At 70.7% G+C, this 16563-nt stretch carries 13 protein-coding genes; 3 read left to right on the top strand and 10 right to left on the bottom strand.

All coding sequences use genetic code 11. The features are described 5' to 3' along the window. From D187_RS27445 to D187_RS27420, 6 genes are all read right to left on the bottom strand, one after another. A partial coding sequence (locus D187_RS27445) for a bactofilin family protein (RefSeq protein WP_051256566.1) occupies window positions 1–561 on the bottom strand: 561 nt, incomplete at its 3' end. Window positions 562–564: 3 nt separating this feature from the next. After that, entirely contained in the window at window positions 565–891 is a 327-nt protein-coding gene (locus D187_RS27440; protein WP_002624369.1) for a bactofilin family protein, read from the bottom strand. Window positions 892–942: 51 nt separating this feature from the next. Continuing rightward, on the bottom strand, window positions 943–1287 hold the full coding sequence (gene bacN / locus D187_RS27435; RefSeq protein WP_002624368.1) for a bactofilin BacN: 345 nt from the start codon (window positions 1285–1287) through the stop codon (window positions 943–945). A gap of 35 nt (window positions 1288–1322) precedes the next feature. After that, the gene (locus D187_RS27430; protein WP_002624367.1) at window positions 1323–2159 is read right to left on the bottom strand and encodes an alpha/beta hydrolase; all 837 of its coding nucleotides are present in this window, start codon (window positions 2157–2159) and stop codon (window positions 1323–1325) included. Window positions 2160–2173: 14 nt separating this feature from the next. Then, the gene (locus D187_RS27425) at window positions 2174–4051 is read right to left on the bottom strand and encodes a tetratricopeptide repeat protein (protein WP_043431691.1); all 1878 of its coding nucleotides are present in this window, start codon (window positions 4049–4051) and stop codon (window positions 2174–2176) included. Between the two features lie 43 nt (window positions 4052–4094). Beyond that, on the bottom strand, window positions 4095–6608 hold the full coding sequence (locus D187_RS27420; RefSeq protein WP_002624365.1) for an ATP-binding protein: 2514 nt from the start codon (window positions 6606–6608) through the stop codon (window positions 4095–4097). 322 nt (window positions 6609–6930) lie between these two features. Between D187_RS27420 and D187_RS27415 the strand changes: the two genes are divergently transcribed. Then, window positions 6931–9954: an ATP-binding protein gene (locus D187_RS27415; RefSeq protein WP_002624364.1), complete on the top strand. Its 3024-nt coding sequence runs from the start codon at window positions 6931–6933 to the stop codon at window positions 9952–9954. A 53-nt stretch (window positions 9955–10007) separates the two neighbouring features. Further along, window positions 10008–11588: a hypothetical protein gene (locus D187_RS27410; protein WP_043431690.1), complete on the top strand. Its 1581-nt coding sequence runs from the start codon at window positions 10008–10010 to the stop codon at window positions 11586–11588. 22 nt (window positions 11589–11610) lie between these two features. Here D187_RS27410 and D187_RS27405 read toward each other — a convergent pair whose 3' ends face one another. Next, on the bottom strand, window positions 11611–12312 hold the full coding sequence (locus D187_RS27405) for a hypothetical protein (RefSeq protein WP_043431689.1): 702 nt from the start codon (window positions 12310–12312) through the stop codon (window positions 11611–11613). Between the two features lie 88 nt (window positions 12313–12400). Between D187_RS27405 and D187_RS50445 the strand changes: the two genes are divergently transcribed. Beyond that, window positions 12401–13162: a hypothetical protein gene (locus D187_RS50445; RefSeq protein WP_002624361.1), complete on the top strand. Its 762-nt coding sequence runs from the start codon at window positions 12401–12403 to the stop codon at window positions 13160–13162. A gap of 18 nt (window positions 13163–13180) precedes the next feature. On the opposite strand, the gene D187_RS27395 is transcribed toward D187_RS50445, so the two are convergent. Genes D187_RS27395 through D187_RS27385 form a run of 3 tightly spaced genes read right to left on the bottom strand, consistent with a single transcriptional unit; the run spans window position 13181 to window position 16562 of the window. Then, window positions 13181–13921 carry a TlyA family RNA methyltransferase gene (locus D187_RS27395; RefSeq protein ID WP_002624360.1) on the bottom strand — a complete coding sequence of 247 codons (741 nt, stop codon included), beginning with the start codon at window positions 13919–13921 and terminating at the stop codon, window positions 13181–13183. Then, window positions 13918–15675 carry a 1-deoxy-D-xylulose-5-phosphate synthase gene (locus D187_RS27390; protein WP_002624359.1) on the bottom strand — a complete coding sequence of 586 codons (1758 nt, stop codon included), beginning with the start codon at window positions 15673–15675 and terminating at the stop codon, window positions 13918–13920. Before D187_RS27390 ends, D187_RS27395 begins: the two co-directional genes overlap by 4 nt. Next, a complete protein-coding gene (locus tag D187_RS27385; RefSeq protein WP_002624358.1) occupies window positions 15672–16562 on the bottom strand; it encodes a polyprenyl synthetase family protein in 891 nt (296 codons plus the stop codon). Before D187_RS27385 ends, D187_RS27390 begins: the two co-directional genes overlap by 4 nt. Between the last annotated feature and the right edge of the window lies 1 nt (window position 16563).

The raw sequence follows: 16563 nt of genomic DNA, 5'->3' as shown, positions 1-16563 counted from the left end.
CGGCGGAGGCGGCGCGGGCCGGGACACCGGAGCCGGTGGCGGCGCGGGCCGGGCCGGCGGGGTGGCCGCGGGACGAGTCGCCGCGGGGGGCGGTGTGGGACGGCCTCCCGGCAGGGCGGGACGCGTCACGGTGGTGCCCGGACGCAGCGGTGTGCGCACGGCGGCCGGACGCGGCAGGGCGGGACGCTCGGCGGGCTCGCGGCCCGGCTCCACCTCGCCCATGTCCACGCGGCCGCGGAAGCTTGCCCCGTCCACGATGATGACGCGCGGCGAGTGGATGTCCCCCACCATGCGTCCCTCGCGGGTGAGCTCCACACTCTCGGTGGCGTTGATGTTGCCCACCACCACGCCGCTGATGATGGCGTTCTTCACCGCCACGTTCGCCTTCACCACGCCCGTGGGCTCCACGATGAGCGTCCGGCTGAGGGTGAGCTCCCCCTCCACCCGGCCACGCACGGTCAGGTCCTCATCACCCGTCAGCTTGCCGCTGATGAGGATGGAGGGACCCACCACGGTGTTGTTGACGTTGGCCCCAGAGGCCAGTTCCTTCGTGGTGGCCAAGGATCAGCGCTCCTTCGGGATGTCCATGTCGACGTTGCCCTTGAAGGAGGCTCCGTCGGCGATGAGGATGCGCGGCGCCCGGATGTCGCCCACCACGCGGCAGTCCGTCTTGAGCTCCACCTTGTCCGAGGCCGCGATGTTGCCCGTGACCCGACCGGCGATCTCCACGTTCTGCGTCTCGATGTCCGCCTCGACCACGCCGCTGCCCTCGACGTAGAGGCTCTCCTTGAGGGAAATCTTCCCCTTCACGGTGCCCTGGATGACCAGGTCCTCGTCGCCGGAGATCTCCCCATCGATGACAATGCTCGAACCGATGACCGTATTCGCCATGAGTGTTGTCCACCCCTCCCGAGAGGCATGCTGTTGGCCGCGAGGCCCGTGTTAGATGTCGTCCGGCAACTTCACGTCCATCTCGATGGAGCCGTTGAACACCGCTCCATCCTCGATGACCACGCGCGGGGCCTTGATGTCTCCGGCCACCTTCGCCGACGCGTTGATGGCCACGCGCCCCGAGGCGTCGATGTTGCCACTCGCCTCGCCATTGATGGTCAGTTCCTCGGCGCGGATGTCCGCCTGCACCTTGCCGGTGCCCTCGATGGTCAGGTGGTTCTTCAGGGCAATCTGCCCCTCCACCCGTCCCTCGATGATCAGATCGCCGCCCCCGGTGAGATTGCCCCGGATGACGATGCCCTTGCCGATGATGCCCGTTTGATCGCCCTGTGCCATGCGGTGAAGCCTCGGCTGTGAGATTCCAACCTACGTCAGAGACGTTCGGAGATCCAGTTGCAGATGTCCCGGAAGACCTGCTCGCGCCCGAGCTCGTTGAGCGGCTCGTGACGCATCCCCGGATACGCCTTGTACACCTTGTCGCGGGAGCCCACGGCATCGAAGAAGGCGCGTCCGGTCTCCACCTTCGCCACGCCGTCCTCCGCTCCGCTGAAGAGCAAGAGCGGCACCTGGAGGCCCGGCGCGATCGCCAGCACCCGTGCCTGGGCCTTCGCCGACTCGATGAACCACCGCGGGGTGACGATCCGGCCGTAGAGCGGATCCGCGCCCGCCGCGCGCTGCACCGATTCGTCCCGGCTGAGCTGTTCGAGCTTGAGCTCGGTGGGCAGGGGCGCCCACGGCAGCACCCGCGCCAATATCTTCGCCGCCAGCAGCTTCACCGGGGGCGGAGTGATGGCGAGCTTGAAGAAGGGCGAGGACAACATCATTCCGCTCAGCCCCTGCAGCCCGCCCCTCGCCCACTGGTGCACGGACATCAAGGCCCCGTGGCTGTGCCCGAGCAGGAAGAGCTTGCCGCCACCCGCCGCCGCGCGCACCCGCTCCCAGAAGGCGTTCAAGTCGTCCAGGTAGTCCGGCCACGCATCGCAATGGCCCCGGCGCCCGTCCGCCCGGCCGTGGCCGCGGTAGTCGAAGCCGTGCACGGCGAAGCCCTGCCCCGTGAGCGCCTCGATGGTCGGCAGGTAGCGGCCGATGTGATCGCCATAGCCGTGCACCACGGCCACGTGGGCACGAGGCTGCTCCGGCTGATCGGATCTCCAGTAGAGGCGGAGCCCATCCCTGCTGGTGAAGAACCCCTCGTCGAAGCGCGCCATGGCTGCCGGGGAGATTAGCGACCCGCCGCACCAGTGGATAGCAACTTCAGCTTCCGCTCGATGAGCGCGCGTTGATCCGCGGGGTCGGCGGCCTCCGGCATCCGCTCCAGCACATCCAATGCCCGCTTCCAGGCCTCCGCCGCCGCCTCCGGACGCGCCACCCGCTGGTAGGCATCCCCCAGGTGCTCGAGGATGACGGGCTCCTCGGGCTCCAGCTCCGCCGCGCGCGCCAGGGTCCGCACCGCGCTCGGGTAGTCGCCACGCTGGTAGTGGATCCACCCCAGCGAGTCGAGGAACGAGCCCGTGTCCGGACGCAACGCCAAGGCGCGCCGCACCAGCCGCTCCGCCTCGGCGAAGTCCCGGCCGTGTTGCGCGAGCAGATAGCCGATGAAGTTCATGGCCGCCGCGTGGTCCGGCTCCAACCGCAGCACGCCGCGCATCGAGTACAGGGCGCCCGGTACGTCCCCCATGTCCAGCAACACCGTGGCCAGCACGTAGCGCGGCGCCGCGTCCTCCGGGGCCTGGGAGATCGCCTCGCGCAGCGCGGCCAGCGCCTCGCCGGGGCGGCCCTGGCGCTTGAGGGTCGAGGCGAACGCCTCCAGCAACTCCGGTGTCCGCTTGCGTCCGAGCGCCTCGCGCAACAGGGCCACCGCGCGCTCCGGCTCCCCACCGCGCTCCACGGCCCGGGCCTGCTGGATGCGCAGGCCCGTGTCCTCGGGATTCTCCTCGAGCGCTTCGGCGAGCAGGGCCAGCGCCTCCGCGTGCCGTCCCGCCTGGGACAGGCAGAGGGCGCGGCGCGAGCGCGCATCGGCCGCCAGCACCGAGCCATCGGGCACCTCGGCATAGGCGGCCGCCGCCTGCTCGAAGTGACGCAAGCGCTCGTGCACCAGGCCCGCGTAGAAGGACACGCGCGGCGAGGCGCCCCGGCCCCCACGCGCCGCGTCCAGCACCTCCAGCGCCGAGGGGTTGTCCCGCGCGGACAGGAACAGCAGCGCCACCTGCACGGTGAGCTCCGGATCCCCCGCGTCCGCCAGCAGCCGATCGAAATACGCCCGGGCCCGCACCGACGAGCCGAGCCGCAGGGCGAGCCGCCCCGCTCCCTCCAACATCGCCGCGTTGTCCGGGTCGCGCTCCAGCGCCCGCGCCAGATACTCCTCCGCCGCCGCCAGGCGCCCGGCCTTCTCGTTGAGCCGCGCGAGCGTGATCAACGCCTCCAGGTCGCCCGGGTCGCGCTCCAGCGCCCGCTTGAGCATCCGCTCGGCGCGCACGGCATCTCCCCGTTCGGCCAGGGCCATCCCCAGCCGCCGGTAGCCGGAGACCTCGCCGGGAAGCGCCGCCGCCAGCGCCTCCACCGCCTTCACCGCCTTGTCGTGGGCCCGTGCCTCCAGATGGAGCTGCGCCAGTTGCAGGTAGGCCTCCGGTTCGCGGGGCTTGAGCCGGATGGCGCGGCGCAGGTGTTGCTGGGCGAGTTGGGGCTTGCGCGCCTCCTTCAGCACGCGCGCCAGCATCAGCCGCGCCTCGTAGTAGCGGGGCTGGAGCTCCACCGCGCGCCGCGACTCCCGCTCCGCCCGCTCCAGCTCTCCCAGGAGCAGGTACTCCTCACCCAGGCGCGTGAGCAGATAGGGGTTGGCCTCGTCGGTGGCCAGCGCCAGCCGCAGCTCGTCCGCCGCGCCCTGATGCCGACCCTCCAGGTGCAGCAGCTTCGCCTTCAAGGCATGCGCATAGCTGGCGGACGACGCGGAGCCGACCGCGGGGGACGTCGGGGACGTGGCCTCGCGCATGGCCGAGCGATCCACCTTCGGCCGACGGGCGGCAACGGGCGCCGCGGCCGCCCCCCACCCGAGGAGGAGCAGCAACGGCACGGCGCGGGCAGCGTTTCGCGGGAGGCGCACGCCTCCGATTCTAGCGCGGAGGCGGCGCCCACGCAGGGGGGCTCTACAACCGGGGAACCGGGGCCGGCGCCCCCAGCCGCTCCAGGATGCGCTCCACCGGCTCGCTGTCGTGGCTCACGTCCGCCACCGCCGAGCGGTATTCCATCCGCGTCTGTTTCTCGACATCGGGCAGCAGGCGGCCGATGGCATTGCGTGCCGCTTCAACATTGCACTCCGGCAGGATGATGGCGAGCACCCCATCCCCCATGTGGCCGAGGATGTCCTGGGTGCGCAGCCGGGCGCGAATCACCGGGGGCACCCCCACCAACGACTCGTTGGCGACGGGGCGGTCCGGACGGAGCACCGCGAGGCTCACCGGCCGGCTGTAGCGCCGGCCCCGGCCCACCTCGTGATCCAGGCGCAGGAGCAGACCGCGCCGGTCATAGAGCCCGGTGACGACATCATTGCCGCTGCGGCGCGTGCTCGGGGCGGCGCGCTCCAGCTCGCTCTCCTCCTTGCGCAGCTTGAGGGCGCGCTCGGTGCGCACGAGCAGCTCCATCGCGTTGAAGGGCTTGCTCATGTAGTCCACCGCGCCGAGGTTGAGCGCGCGCACCTTGTCGGCCACGCCCTGATGGGCCGACAGGAGGATGACGGGAATGCCCGCCGTGTCCGAGGAGGACTTGAGCGCCACGGCCGCGTCCAGCCCGTCCAGCTTGGGCAGGAAGACGTCCATCACCACCAGGTCCGGCCTGGACGAGCGCGCCCGCGCCAGACCCTCGGCGCCATCGCGCGCCACGTCCACGCGGTAGCGCGAGCGCAGCACCTCCACCAGCACCGCGGCGATCTCCGGCTCGTCCTCCACCACCAGGACACGCGGCTGCTCGGTCGTCTCCTTGTTGGGCAGGTTCTGCACGGCGCGCTGGATTTCATGCGCCAGGGGCAGCGTGAAGATGAACGCGGCGCCACCCTCGGGCGGGGCCTCGGCCCAGATCTCCCCGCCGTGCAGCTCCACGAACTCCTTGCAGATGGCCAGCCCCAGCCCCGTGCCACCGCCCGCCTTGGCTCCGCTGCGGTAGCGATCGAAGACGAGCGGCAGCTCCTCGGGAGGAATGCCCTTGCCATCGTCCTGCACCACGATGCGCGCCACGTCCCCGTCCGGGCGCACCAGCCGCGAGGCGCGCACCACCACCTGCCCCGCGTCCTTGGCGTGGTGGATGGCGTTGGTGATGAGGTTCTGCAACACCTCGTGCAGCTTGAGCTCATCGCCGATGAGCATCATGCGCTCGGGCGCCTCGGCCTTCAGCGCGACGCCCCGCTCCTTGGAGAGGATGCCCAGCTCGCTCACGCTCTCGCGGCAGAGCACCGAGATGTCCAGCACGCGCGGCTCGATGGACAGGCGCGCCACGTCCCCCTTGCCCCGCTCCAGCAGCGACTCCACCAGCCCGAGGATCTTCCGGCCCTGGCGGATCATCGCCTCGGCGGACTGCTTCTGCATCTCGTCCAGCTCGCCCTCGAGCAACAACCGCCCATGGCCCAGCAGCACCTGCAGCGGCGCGCGCAGGTCATGGCTGCACACCGCGATGATCTCGTCCTTGAGCCGGTTCAAGTCCTTGAGGCGGCGGTTGGCGTCCGACAGCTCGCGGTAGCGCTCCACGTAGGCGAGCTCCAGCTCGTCGCGCTTCTTCTTGAGGCTGGTGTGCAGGCGCGCGTTGCGGATGCAGTTGGCCAGCGCCGCGCCCACCGCCTGGGCGAACTCCTGCTCGTCGCGGTTGAAGCCCTCGGTGCCGTGGGAGATGCGCAGGAAGAGCGCTCCGAGCAGCTCGTCCTGGCACACCAGCGGCTGCACGAGGATGGAGCGCACGCCGAGCGACGCCATGGCGGGGTGCACCTCGGCCATGAGCGGATCTCGCTGGGCCTCCTCCACCAACACCTGCTGCCGCGTCTCCAGCGCCCGGCGCAGCTCGGGGTAGCGCGCCAGGTCCACGTCCAGCGACAGGCCCGGGTCCTCCATGGTGGCCACCACGCTCGCGGTGCGCGAGTTGCTGTCCTCCACCAGCACCACCGAGCAGCGGTCCGCGTTGATGACCGCGCCCACCTTCTCCACCACCAGGCGCAGGATGTCCTCCAGCTCCAGCGAGCTGGTGGCCACCTGGGTGATCTCCAAGAGCCGCTCCATGCGGTTGCGCGTGCGCGCCATGAGCCGCCGCTCGCGCAAGGCCGTGTCCAACCGCGTGGTGAGCTCCTCCAGGGTGCGCACCCAGTCATCCGCAGGCAGCTTGCGCAGCACCTCCGAGCGCGTCCGGGTGAGATCCGCCAGCACCCTCAGCTCGCGCAGCCGGGCATCCCGGCGGATGGCCTCGAGCGCCTCGGTGGCGCGCTTGCCCGTGGCGGACACGAGCACGGCGTCCGGCCGCGACGACTCGGCCAGGTGCGGCAACTCGCCCAGGTCCTCGGTGATGACCCACTGGAAGCCCGCATGCGACAAATGCGCGAGCAGGACCTCGTTGGCCTTTCGTGCTCCAATCACCAGGACGCGGCCACGAGGCCCCGCCAGTTCCGCTCTCAAGGAATCCCCCATGGTGCCTGGTCCTTTCCTAAGGGGTGAAAAGACCAGCGATTTTCCAGCGTAGCATCAGCCGTCATGCGCGGCTCCAAATCATGCCGTCGAAGCGCGTGGGGGGCCAGCGTGGCGAACCGCGCGAGTCAGGGCAAGCTTCATGATTCAACGCCCCCACGTAGGAGCCCCACCGGCCCCGGGACAAAGCGCTTCCTTTCTCGTCTGCCCTGAATCCAACACATGGGGAGGGTTTCATCCTCCCTACCAGATGGGATCCCTCCCCGCCCCAGCAACCAGGCCCCCGGGCACGGTCCGGAGCGAGTAGACCGCTATGATGCACCCCATGACGCAACCCGGCCTCGCGGCGGCCCCGGACAGCGAGAAGACCTCGCGCGCCTCCCTCATGGACTGGCTGTCGGGCGGAGGGGTGATGGGCGAACTCATCCGGTCCATGGACTGGTCCGCCACGCCCCTGGGTCCCGTCGAGTCCTGGCCCCAGAGCTTGCGCACCACCGTCAGCCTCTGCCTGTCCTCCACCTTCCCCATCCTGATCGCCTGGGGCCCCGAGCGCGTGCAGATCTACAACGACGCCTACCGCCCCATCTGCGGCGCCAAACACCCCCAATCCATGGGGCAGCGCTTCAACGAGTGCTGGGCCTCGGCGCTCCCCGCGGTCGGCGGCGTGGTCGACCGAGCCCAGGCGGGCACCGGCTCGTACCTCGAGAACCTGCCCATGATCCTCGACCGGCACGGCTACCTGGAGGAGGCGTTCATGACCTTCTCCTTCAGCCCCATCCGCGATGAGTCGGGCAACGTCGGCGGCCTCTTCCACCCCATCACCGAGACCACCGACAAGATGCTCAGCGCCCGGAGGACCCAGGCGCTGCAACACCTCGCCGCGCGGCTCGGCGACGTGAAGTCCCTGGCCGAGGTGGGCGAGCGGCTGAGCCAGGCCGCCGGGGAGTCCGTGCTCGATCTGCCCTTCCTGCTCTACTACCAGTTCGACGAGACCGGCCGGCATGCCCGGCTGCTCGGAGGCACGGGGCTCGCGCAGGACAGCGTGGCCCGGCCGGCCGAGCTCGATCTCGGGGGCCCGGACGAGCCGTGCTGGCCGCTGGCCCGGGTGCTGGAGTCACGGAGGATGGAGCCGGTGGACTTGCGCGGCCGGTTCGGCGCCTGGAGCTGCGAGCCCTACGAGGAGCCTCCCCACCAGGCGCTGCTCATTCCCCTGCAGCCGGTGGGCGCGGCCTCCCCCACCGGGTGCCTGGTGGCGGGCGTCAGCGTGCGGCGCGCCCTGGACGAGAGCTACCGGGCCTTCTACGAGCTGCTGGGCAGCACCGTGACGACCGCCCTCACCAACGTCCGGGCCTATGAGGAGGAGCAGAAGCGCGCCGCGGCCCTCGCGGAAATCGATCGCGCCAAGACGGCCTTCTTCTCCAACGTGTCCCACGAGTTCCGCACGCCCCTGACCCTGATGCTGGGGCCGCTGGAGGACTCGCTGGCGGATCTCACGGAGCCGCTGTCCGCCGGGCAGCGCCAGCGACAGCAGCTCATCCACCGCAACGGCCTGCGGCTGCTCAAGCTCGTCAACTCCCTGCTGGACTTCTCCCGCATCGAGGCGGGCCGGGTCCAGGCCAGCTACCGGCCCACCGATCTGTCCCAGCTCACCGTGGACCTGGCGAGTGCCTTCGAGTCGGCGATGGCCCAGGCGGGACTCACGTACCTCGTCACGGCGCCCGCCCTCCCCGAGCCCGTCTACGTGGACACCGACTTCTGGGAGAAGATCGTCCTCAACCTCATCTCCAACGCCTTCAAGTTCACCCTGAAGGGCAGCGTCGAGGTGTGGCTCACCCCGCTCGAGGGCCGGGTTCGGCTGACGGTGCGGGATACCGGAACCGGCATCCCCGAGGCCGAGATGCCCCGGCTGTTCGAGCGCTTCCACCGCGTGGAGACCACCCGGGGCCGCACCTACGAGGGCACGGGCATCGGGCTCGCGCTGGTGCAGGAGTTGGTGAGATTGCAGGGCGGCTCGCTGCGCGCGGAGAGCGTGGAGGGACTGGGCAGCGCGTTCCATGTCGAGCTGCCCTTCGGCCATGCCCACCTGGATCCCGCCCGCATCGACTCGCGCGAGAAACCCCTGGGCTCGCAGTCCTTGAGTTCCGCCTTCGCCGAGGAGGCGCTGCGCTGGTTGCCCGACGCGGTGGAAAGCCCCGCCGCCCCGGCGCCCGTCACCACGGCCGAGCCCGCCGCCCCGCCATCCAGGGACGAGGGATTCCAGTTCCCCTCGAGACCAAGGATCCTCATCGCCGACGACAACGCGGACATGCGCGGCTACATCAAATCCCTGCTCCAGCGCTCCAGCGAGGTGCGCACGGTGGAGGATGGAGAGGCGGCGTACGCCCTCATGCCGCAGTGGATGCCGGACCTGGTGCTCAGTGACGTGATGATGCCGAGGCTCGACGGCTTCGGCCTGCTGCGCAAGCTCCGGGAGGATGCCCGCACCCGCTCCGTGCCCCTCATCCTGTTGTCGGCGCGCGCGGGAACCGAGGCCCGCATCGAGGGGCTCCAGGCCGGCGCGGACGACTACCTCGTCAAGCCCTTCAACGCCCCCGAGCTGCTCGCCCGCGTCGAGAGCGCCGTGCGGCTGGCCCGCGAGCGCACCGAGCGCGAGCGCGCGGCCGGGGATCGGGTCAAGCTCGAGCAGCAGCTCATCGGCATCGTCAGCCACGATCTGCGCAGTCCCATCTCGGCCATCCTCATGTCGACGCAGTTGATGCTGCGCCGCATGGACCTGGACGAGAAGACGGCGAAGATGGCCGCGCGCATCCAGACCAGCGCGGAGCGCGCCAACCGGATGATCCGCGACCTGCTCGACTTCACCCAGGCGCGGCTGGGCGGGGGCCTGCGCATCGAGCGCGCTCCCGCGGCGCTCCATGACATCGTCTGGCACGCCGTGGAGGAGGTGAAGCTCGCGCATTCGGGGCGCGAGTTCCTCCTCGACATGGACGACATGCCCACCGGCGAGTGGGACGCGGACCGACTCTCCCAGGTGATCATCAACCTCGTGAGCAACGCGGTGAAGTACAGCCCCGCCCCCAGCCCCGTCCACATCCAGGTCCGCAAGCGGCCCCACCAGGCCCTGGTCGAGGTGCACAACGGGGGCGAGCCTATCTCCCCGGCCCTGCTCCCCCTGCTCTTCGAGCCCTTGCAGCGCGGCGGGCAGGGCGTGGACAAGGCGGGCCGGAGCATCGGCCTGGGGCTCTACATCGTGGATCAGATCGTCCGCGCGCATGGCGGCTCGGTCAGCGTCCAATCGACGGTCCAGAGCGGCACGACCTTCTCCGTCCACCTGCCCCTCCAGGTTTGACGCGGTCCGGCCTGACAGGAGCGGGTGCTCCTGACCTAGAGTGCGCCCCCATCATGGCCCACTCCCCTCTCCGTCAGGCAGTGCCCGCCTCGGCGCTGGTGTCCCTGTTGGCGCTCGCGTGCAACAACCCTCCGCCCGTCACCATCCCGGATCCTCCCCAGGTCACCGTGAACCTGGAGGAGACGAGCACGGTGGGACGCAGCGTCAAGCTCTCCATCTCCACCTCCGGGTGCGATCAGGTGCAGCGGCTGGAGCTGTTCAACGACACCACGTTCATCAAGCAGGTGCCCTACGGCGGCAATCCCACCCCGGTGGAGCTGGCACACACCGAGCTGAGCTACGCGCTGGGCCTCGCGGTGCCCCTGTCGCTCAACGCCCGCGTCACCTGCGCCGATGGACGCACCAATGTCTCCCAGGGCCAGGTCGCCACGTTCTTCCCCGTGGAGGAGGTGGTGGAGCCGCCCAACGCCAACAGCCAGGTGGTGCCGGACTACTTCGTCGTCGACGGCAGCGGCAACTCCGTGTCGTTCATCGGCTGCGCGATGGATGGCGCTCGCCCGTACCTCTACCGGGTGGACAAGAACAACCCGAACACGCCCCAGCGCGTGGAGATCAACTTCCCCTGTGACGCGACCACGCTCATCACCGACCGCAAGCCGGCCGGTACGGGCACCCGCTGGGTCTGGACGCCGGGCCGGGGCCTGCTCTCCCTCGACGCGAACTTCAAGGTCCTCTACTCGGCCAACGGCGCCGTGGAGAACCTCGTGGTGGCCGCCGACGGCAATGCCTTCCTCTACAACGTCACGGGCCTCTATCTGGTCACGCCCAAGGGACAGGTGCGCTGGAGCCGGGAGTACACCGGAGCGGCCAACCCTCTTCCCGGCCGGCCCGCGGGAGATCCCGTCCACATCACCAGTGGGACCCAGGCGGGCAAGGTTTTCGTGCCCCTGCGCGAGGAGCACACCGAGACCGTCAACCTCCGGGTCGTGGTCCTGGACTACGCCACCACCGACCCCAACGGGAAGCAGCTCGCCCAGTACGAGATCGATGAACTCAATCCCATCCAGGCGGCCTGGACCGCGTTCAACGACACCGGCACGGTGATGTACCTGGGCACGCAGCAACAGGGGTCGGCGACCGTTCGCGCCTGCGCCTTCGGGGCGAACCTTCCCGCCTGTGTCGCCTCCAATCCCCAGTCCCGGCTGTGGATCAGCGATCCGATTCCGGGCGCTCTCGCCGCGCTGATTCCGTACGCCAGCAACAACCGCCTGGCGGTCATCACCTCCAACCAATTCTGGTTCATGGACGTGACGCGCAAGTCGCTCACCGAGGGCCGGATCATCAACAAGGATCAGCAGCCCCTCACGCCCACCGGCGCGCTGGTGGGACGCTTCGCCCAGCCTGGCAAGGGCGATGCGTTCTTCATGTTCAACAGCGCGCCCGGCGTCCCCAACCCCTACCCGGTGGAGATCGTCGCCACGGACAAGGCCGAGCAGGGCCTGCTCTACCGCTATCAAATCCCCGGCGGCCTGAGCCTCTACGGGGCCGTGGACGACGCGGGCACGCTCTGGATGCGCGCGGGCCGCAAGCTGGTGAAGCCCTTCTCGCTGGAGCAGTACCGGCAGATGCGGTGAGCGGCCTTCCCCAGGAGGACACTCACCCCGCGAAGGGCAAGCCCTCGGTCTTGCCCTCGAGGTCCGCCCGCGAGGCCCACCCCAACAGCCCGGTGGAGGACTTCACGAGGTAGAACGCCTCGCCCGGGCGCCCCGAGGTGTCCGCGGCGAGCACCTGGATGCGCGAGTCCTGCGCCAGCGTGGCCACCGGCGTCTTGTCACCCCGGCCCTGGACGATGGGGAAGGACTGCTTCACCTTGCACTCGACGCCCACGGCGTAGAGCGGCTGGGGCACCGCGCGGATCTTCCACGCCGGGCGGTCCAGGACGTACTTCTCCCGCTTGTTCCAGAAGCCCATCCACGAGTCCGAGAGGATGATGCCATTGCCCTTGGCCTCGGTCAGGGCGTGGACCTCGCCCAGGGGCTTGAGCGTCTTGCCATCGAAGCCATAGAGGAAGACGCGGTGGTCGCTGTCCGTCTGGCCCGTGGTGATGGCGATGTCCTTCCACTTGTCACCTCGGTCCAGGTCCACGACCTCCACTCCGCCCTCGTTGGGATCCTCGGTCTTCGCCCGGACGCTGGCGCTTCCCACCTGGAGGGTGAAGGCCCCCTGATCCACGTCCCACTTCACGGTGATGGTCTCCGGCTTGCCATCCCCATCGAGGTCCGCGCGCACGGGCTCGGCGGCCAGCACCGGAAGGGACAGCAACACGGGGGACAGGGCGATCAGCACTCGAGCCTTCATGGAAGCGACCTCGGGGAAAAGGGGCGGACATCCTACCGGCCCGGCGCCTGTTTCCACGGGGGCCCGGGTGATGACTAGACTGAGGGGCATGGAACGCCTCCGCTCCACCCCGTCCACCGCCACTTCCGAGGACGTTCCGTCCCTCCCCTCCTCCCTGGAGGTGCCGGACGTCCGACGCCAGGCCGTTCCGCTGCTCGAGCGGCTGAGCGCACTGCGCTCGGAGGACGTCCCGCCGGACGAGGTGGCGTCCTTCCTGGACGGACTCTCGCTGCCCCTGGGCCCAGGCGAGTCCCCGCGGAGCCGCGCGGACCTGCTGTTGGAGGTGCTGGAGGACGAGCGGCTGTGCACCCTGACCACTCCCGATGGACGGCAGGTGGGCGGCGCGGCCCTGGAGGCCTTGCAGGAGCTGGGCTTTCCCTTCGCGCTCGAGGTGACCCCCGCCATGCTCGCCCGGGTCCGCGAGCATCAGGCCTCCGACAGGCCCATGAACGGTCTCCTGGGAGGGCTGGGCTCGGCCGTGGGCAGCGCCGCGTTGGTCTGGGCGGTGTACCTGGCCAACGTCCCGACGGAGTACAAGGCCTGGCTGTCCGTGCTGCTGCTCGGACCCGTGGCGGTCTCGGTCCTCGCCAAATGGATGGAGCTTCCGTCGCTCCATCGCCTCGCCAACCTCGCGCAGTGGCTGGTGGGCCTGGCGTGTCTGCTCGCGTCCGCCAACACGGAGAAGGTCTCCACGACCCTCACCCTGGGCATCGCCGGGGTCCTGGCCCTCCTCTCCGCCTTTTTCCTGCGCCACGGCCCTCCGAAGGAGCTTCCCTCGAAAGAGCCGCCCCCGAAGGAGCCCGAGAGCTGAACCCCCGCGCCGCGCGGCTCAGGGCCGGTCCGCGACGAGCAGCGCCTCGACGTTGCCCGCGGGGCCCGGCACGGTCGAGTCCATCACCCCGCGCACCGTGAGGCCCTGCCGCTGGACGAAGGCGACCGTGGAGTCGATGGCCTCCTGGCGCGCGGCCACGTCCCGCACCACGCCGCCCTTGCCCACCCGGTCCGGCCCCACCTCGAACTGGGGCTTCACGAGCGCCACCAACAGGCCCTTGGGCTTGAGGAAGGGCAGTACCGCGGGCAGCACCTGGGTGAGCGAGATGAAGCTCACGTCGATGACCACCACGTCCACCGGCTCGGGGAGATCCTCGGCGGTGAGGTAGCGGGCGTTGACGCGCTCGCGCGAGCGGATGCGTGGATCCGTGCGCAGCTTCTCGTGGAGCTGCCCATAGCCCACGTCGATGGCATGCACGCGCACGGCCCCCTCCTGCAGGAGGCAGTCGGTGAAGCCGCCCGTGCTGGCGCCAATGTCCGCCGCCACCCGGCCGCGCATGTCCAGGCCGAAGCGATCGATGGCGGCCTTGAGCTTCAACCCGCCCCGCGACACGTAGGGCAACACCTCGCCCTTGAGCCGCAGCTCCGCCTCCACGGGCACCAGCGAGCCGGGCTTGTCCACGCGCTGCTCCCCGACGACCACCTGGCCCGCGAGGATGAGGGCCTGGGCCTTGGTGCGCGACTCCGCGAGCCCCCGCTCCACCACCAACACGTCCAGCCGCTCCTTGCGCGGCTTCATGGTGCGTCCTCCTCGAGCAACGCCCGGGCCGCGCGTCGCAGCCCCGCGGCATCCAGGCCCAGTTGCGCCCGCTGCACGCGCGCGTCTCCATGGGGCACGAAGACATCCGGCATGCCCAGCAGCGTCACCCGGGCCGTCACGCGCCGGGCGGCGAGCACCTCCAACACCGCGCTCCCCAGGCCCCCGTGCGTCGTGCCCTCCTCCGCCACCACCAGACGCCCACAGGCGGCGGCTTCCAGCACGGCCGCCTCGTCGAGCGGGGTGACGAAGCGCGCGTCCACCACGCTCCAATCCGGCTCCGCCGCGGCGGCCTCCAGCGCGGACAGGGCGAGCGGCCCCAGGGTGAGCAGGCATACGCGCGGCGTCCGCGCCCGCTTCAACCAACGCGCGCCCCGCCCCGTCCCCGGCGGCTCGGGCGCGAGTCCGGCCGGCCACTCCGGCAGCGTGCCCCGGGGAAAGCGCATCAGCGAGGGGCCCGGCAGCGCGAGCGCGGTGGCGAGCAGCTCCGGCACGTCCCCGCCCGTCACCGGCGCCATCATCGTGAGGCCGGGGATGGGCCGCAGCGAGGCCACGTCGTAGGTGCCCTGGTGCGTGGCGCCATCCGCGCCCACCAGGCCCGCGCGATCCACGGCGAAGAGCACGGGCAGGCCCGGCAGGCACACGTCGTGGATGAGCTGATCGTACGCGCGCTGCAGGAACGTCGAGTAGATGGCGCACACGGGCCGCAGTCCCGTGGCGGCCAGGCCCGCGCAGAAGGTGACGGCGTGCGACTCGGCGATGCCCACGTCGAAGACGCGCTCGGGGAAGCGCTGCTGGAGCCGCACCAGGGCGCTGCCCTCCAGCATGGCCGGCGTCACCGTCACCACGCGCGCGTCGCGCGCCATGAGCTCTTCCACGGCGGAGGCGAAGGCCTCGCTGAAGGTGCGCTGGCCCCCGCGCGAGCGCACGAGCTTCCCATCCCGCCACTCGTACGGGCCCATGGCGTGGCCGCGCGTCTGGAGATCCGCCTCGGCGGGGGGAAAGCCCCGGCCCTTCTGCGTGAGCGCGTGCACCACCACCGGGCGCGACGAGGTGCGCGCCTCGCGCAGCGCGTGCAGGAGCGTGGGCAGATCGTGTCCGTCCAGGGGCCCCAGGTAGGTGAAGCCGAGCCCCTCGAAGAAGGCCCGGGCTCCGCTCGTGCGCAGCAGCGCGGGGATGGCGCCCACGTTGGCGGAGATGGACATCTGGTTGTCGTTGAGCACCACCACCAGCGGCAGGTGCATTCCCCCGGCGTTGTTGAGCCCCTCGAAGGTGAGGCCGCCGGTGAGCGCCCCGTCCCCCACCACCGCCACCGCGTGTCCGGACAGTCCGCGCAGCCGCCGGCCCTGGAGCATGCCCAGCGCGGCGGAGACGGCGGTGCTCGCGTGACCCGCGGCCAGGGCATCGTGGGGGCTCTCGCGGGGATCCAGGAAGGGCGAGAGGCCACCGGCCTGGCGCAGGGTGTCCATGCGCTCGCGCCGGCCGGTGAGCAGCTTGTGGGCGTAGGCCTGGTGGCCCACGTCGAAGACGAGCGCGTCCTGGGGCGAGTGGAAGACGCGGTGCAGGGCGACGATGAGCTCCACCGCGCCCAGCGAGGCTCCCAGGTGACCGCCCACGCGACCACACAGGGCGATGATGTCCTCCCGCAGCTCCTCGCACAGACGGGGCAGGTCGGACTCGGGCAGGGCCCGGAGGTCCTTGGGTTCGTGGATGCGCGGCAGGAGCCGCTCCGTCACGAGCTGCGCTCCACCGAGTAGTGCGCGAGCGCCGCCAGCGGACCCGCGCGGGGCTCCAGCGGGGCCACGGCGGCGATGGCGTCGGCCACCTTGCGCGCCGCGAGCTGCTTGGACTCCTCCAGGCCCAGCACCGCCGGGAAGGTGTGACGTCCGGCGGCGGCGTCCGCGCCCACGGGCTTGCCCAGGGTGGACGCGTCGCTCGTGACGTCCAGCACGTCATCGGCGATCTGGAAGGCGAGCCCCACCGCGTCCCCGTAGGCGTCCGCGCGGGCGAGCGCGTCGGCACTGCCGCCCGCGGCGATGACGCCCATGCGGCACGCGGCGCGGATGAGGGCGCCCGTCTTCAGGCGGTGCATCCGGGTGAGGTAGTCGATGTGGGCCGGCCGATCCTCGGCGATGTCCAGCACCTGCCCGCCCACCATGCCCGAGGAGCCCGCGGCCACGGCCAGCTCGCGGCAGAGCGTGGCGCGCATCGGCTCGGGGCCGCCGGCCACCAGGGCGAAGGCATCCGTGAGCAGCGAGTCGCCCGCGAGGATGGCCATCGCCTCGCCGTACACCTTGTGGTTGGTGGGCACGCCCCGGCGCAGATCGTCGTCGTCCATGGACGGCAGGTCATCGTGCACGAGCGAGTAGGTGTGGATGAACTCGAGCGCGCACGCGCAGTCCTCCACCACCCGCGGCACGGCGCTCTGCTGGAGCACGGCCTCGGCGAAGCTCAGGCACAACACCGGACGCAGCCGCTTGCCACCGGCCAGCAGCGAGTAGCGGATGGACTCGAGCAGGCGGGGGGGCACATGGGTCCCCAGCTCCTCCACGCGCGAGCGCAGCAGCGCTTCCACCCGCTGCTGCTGGGTGTTCAAGTAGGCATCCAGATCGAAAGACGACATG

This window comes from Cystobacter fuscus DSM 2262 (assembly GCF_000335475.2).
Classification (GTDB): Bacteria; Myxococcota; Myxococcia; order Myxococcales; family Myxococcaceae; genus Cystobacter; species Cystobacter fuscus.
Note: the sequence above shows the minus strand (reverse complement) of the source record. Positions and strands in the feature narration are given on the sequence as shown.